Source organism: Acinetobacter rongchengensis, from assembly GCF_003611475.1.
Classification (GTDB): Bacteria; Pseudomonadota; Gammaproteobacteria; order Pseudomonadales; family Moraxellaceae; genus Acinetobacter; species Acinetobacter rongchengensis.
On record NZ_RAXT01000173.1, the window covers coordinates 1 to 778 of the forward strand.

2 pseudogenes are annotated in these 778 nt (G+C 38.7%); both read left to right on the top strand.

The features are described 5' to 3' along the window. Positions 1-134 precede the first annotated feature (134 nt). Positions 135-518: pseudogene (locus tag D7V20_RS19350) on the top strand (endonuclease domain-containing protein). Positions 519-705: 187 nt separating this feature from the next. Beyond that, positions 706-778 (top strand): annotated as a pseudogene (locus D7V20_RS20385) (DUF559 domain-containing protein); the annotation flags it as partial.

Below are 778 nucleotides of genomic sequence, written 5' to 3' on the forward strand. Positions count from 1 at the left end.
GTGGTGGAAGTGATTTCTGACACGGTTAGGCAAAATTTAGATTGTGAAATAGATTAATCCCTCCCAACCTCCCTTTAAAAAAGGAGGGGTTGTCACGGAATTCAATTGATACGCAAAAGTCCCCCTTTAGAAAGGTGAGAAACTATGTTTCGCAAGAGGGGGATTCAAAGATTAAACAGCCTTCTCGTAATCTTAGAAATAATGACTGATGCTGAAAAACTGTTGTGGTCGAGGCTTCGTAATAAGCAAATTTTAGGTTTGCAGTTTTATCGGTAGAAACGGCTTTTAAATTCCATAGTCGATTTTATTGTCATCCGCGAATTTAGCCATTGAGTGTGATGGTAGACAACACTTTACCGATGAAGGCTTAGAAGATGATTGGGGGGAATGAAGCTTTGACTGAATTGGGTCTGATTGTTTTGCGGTTTGATAATCGGCAGATTTTGAATGAGATTGATGGGGTGGTGGAGGTGATTTTTGATGCGGTTAGGCAAAATTTAGATTGTGAAATAGATTAATCCCTCCCAACCTCCCTTTAAAAAAGGGAGGGGTTGTCACGGAGTTCAATTGATACGCAAAAGTCCCCCTTTAGAAAAGGGGATTCAAAGATTAAGCAACCTCCTCATATTCTTAGTAATAATATAATTGATGCTGATGTAGTCGAGGCTTCGTAACATGCAAATTTCTGATTGAAAATTTTATTGGCAAAAACCGTTATTAAATTTCATGGTGGATTTTTATTGTCCATCTGCAAATTTGGTGCTTGAGTGTGACGGTA